Source organism: Subtercola sp. RTI3 (assembly GCF_035018625.1).
Classification (GTDB): Bacteria; Actinomycetota; Actinomycetes; order Actinomycetales; family Microbacteriaceae; genus Subtercola; species Subtercola vilae.
Window position 1 is genome coordinate 1 of sequence record NZ_JASJXO010000111.1, and the last position, 2,447, is coordinate 2,447.

The 2,447-nt window shown below is 60.8% G+C and carries 1 protein-coding gene and 1 pseudogene; both read left to right on the forward strand.

Going from position 1 to position 2,447, the window contains the following annotated elements:
- Nucleotides 1–1,198: 1,198 nt before the first annotated feature.
- Nucleotides 1,199–1,810, forward strand: coding sequence for a recombinase family protein (locus QN358_RS18785; protein WP_323513270.1), 612 nt, complete (start codon nt 1,199–1,201; stop codon nt 1,808–1,810).
- 321 nt (nt 1,811–2,131) lie between these two features.
- Nucleotides 2,132–2,367 (forward strand): annotated as a pseudogene (locus QN358_RS18790) (DDE-type integrase/transposase/recombinase); the annotation flags it as partial.
- Nucleotides 2,368–2,447: the final 80 nt, after the last annotated feature.

The following is a 2,447-nucleotide window of genomic DNA, read 5'->3' on the forward strand; positions in this document are numbered from 1 at the left end:
CATCACACGGTGGCTTCTTACGTCGACGATGCAACGCTCAAGAACCCGAAACCCCACCACTCACAGGGACGTCACCCGCGGCCATCGCGGCAGATGAGCCAAATCCCGCAAGAACGACTGCCGCCGTGACTACGCCGACCAGTAGAAAGTTGCGCTTCATGTTCATATCTGACTTCCTCTTCGTTTGGCGGGAATCCCCGCAATCACGAAAGTAGAAGTAGATGAATGCTCATCACATCGAACCATCGACACATTGGACTACAACCTTCGTCCCATTGTGTAGACGCCCCCCGATCGGCAAGATTGGGGAAATGTGGAAGCATCAGAGCATGAACCAATCCAAAACGCTGCGCCTGGCGATGTGTTTCCTGGCCGTATCGGGCGCAACGCTGGGCCTCGCCGGATGCACCTCGGGCCAAACAACTACGACAACCGCATCATCGGTATCGGCCCCTACGAGCTCCCCGGCTTCGTCATCAGGCCAAACCCCTCCGAGTTCGAGCGATTCCCCGGTTCCGTCATCGGGCGCGGCATCGACGGCACTTTTTCTACCATCCGATTCCGGGCCGCGAGTAGGGGCCAACGGCACCGTAGCGCTGAATACTGGCGGCACTCCCGCTTCCTACACGGTCGCTACCGGGGACGCCGTATCGGTAATCGCAGATCGATTCGGCATCTTCATCTACGGACTCGCAAGACCTGACGGGACGCGAATTTTTTCGGACACCCCGGACATTCAAGCGGGCGAAATCTTGAGTTTCAAAACCTGGGACCCCGCCTGCAGAAGTGTGCCGGACTCGACCGATTGCGGGGAGTGACCAGTACTGGAACCGCGGTTGGCGGTAAGAAGTTCGTGTGGGTTCTGCGGTTGTCGGGTGCGGGTTGATTTTCTGAATGATGAGCAGGTGGCCGCGTGCGGACGTTTCGTGGGGCCGAGCAGGCCAGGCTGGGGCGTTCGAGCTGGCTCATCGGATCACCTTTCGCAATGCTTCGGTGTAGGCCTCGCGGATCGCGTTTCCCTTGCGGTACAGGGCCACATCCGCCGCCCGCGCGAACTGAGTTAAGTCACCACCGATGCCGAGGACGTTTACGTTCCCTCACTGCTCAGAACCCTGGACGCTGGGTTCACATCCGATCGGTGGCTGAATTCACGGCTACGACTACAGCTTGCTCACCCAAGACAGGTTGCTTCACGTAGTTGAAGCTCCGAATTCTCTACCGACCCCTAATTGGCTACGCCCGCGCTTCAACCGCGGACCAGAACCCTGACCACCAAATCGACGCCCTCACTCGTGCCGGCGTGGATGCCGAGAACATCTACCTTGACCGAGCCAGCGGCGCCAAAGCGTCACGCCCCGAGCTCGACAAAGCCCTCGCCTCGGCGAACAGGCGCGGCGACCAACTCGTCATCACACGGCTCGACCGGCTCGGCCGCTCCGTCCTGCACCTCGTTACGCTCGGCGCGGCCCTGAACGAACGTGGTGTCGGTCTCCGGGTACTTGAGCAGGGTATCGATACCAGTACAGCGGAAGGCCGCGCGATGTTCGGGATGCTCTCCGTTCTCGCAGAGCTTCAACGAGAACTGATCATCGCGAACACACGGGATGGGTTAGCCGCAGCACGAGCCAGAGGACGAAAAGGCGGCCGCCGGCCAAAGCTCACTCCCGCCCAGGCCGCAGACGCTCAAGAACTCTACGACGCCGGTAACTTCACCGTTCAACAGATTGCGGACCTGCTGAAAACGCCGCGATCCACCATCTACGGACATCTCAACAAAGAAAGCATTGACCGGGGTCCACAACCCGCATAAGCACCCTCGGAATTACAAGACGATCCGTCACGACCGCCGCTCATGCTCCGGCCTGCTCGCTTAGCGTGACTTTCCCGAGCGTTGGTCCTCAAGCCCCTTGTCCGCGTCTTTGCCCGGGAGATGGGCATGGCCGGCCGGGACCAGATCACCACGATCCTTAGCCAGGAAGGCATCAGTATCGCCGGCGGCACGGTCGGTGCGATCCTCAACAGCCGGGGCCTCAGAGCCGTCAGAATGCGGGCGTGGAAGAAGACCACGACGGTGGACCCGAACGCCCGAACGGAGCACATCAGGAACCACATGCTCGACCGTGACGGGGTTCGCGACTTCACCTCCGCAGTCCCCGGAACGAGGTTCTGCGGCGATATCACGTACTTGCGGCCGGGTCAGGCTGGTTGTATCTGGCGACCGTGATCGACTTGTGCACCCGCATGGTCGTGGGCTGGTCGATGGCGAGTCACATGCGGACGAGCCTGATCATCGACGCTCTCACGATGGCCCGCGACCACGGCCACCTCGCCGCAGACGGCGCCATATTCCATTCCGATCGGGGCGCCCAAGGTGAATTCAATCGGTGGAAGCAACACCGTTGCTTGCGGCCAATAGTAGCTCGTTCATCGCTTCGGCTGGGGTCTTG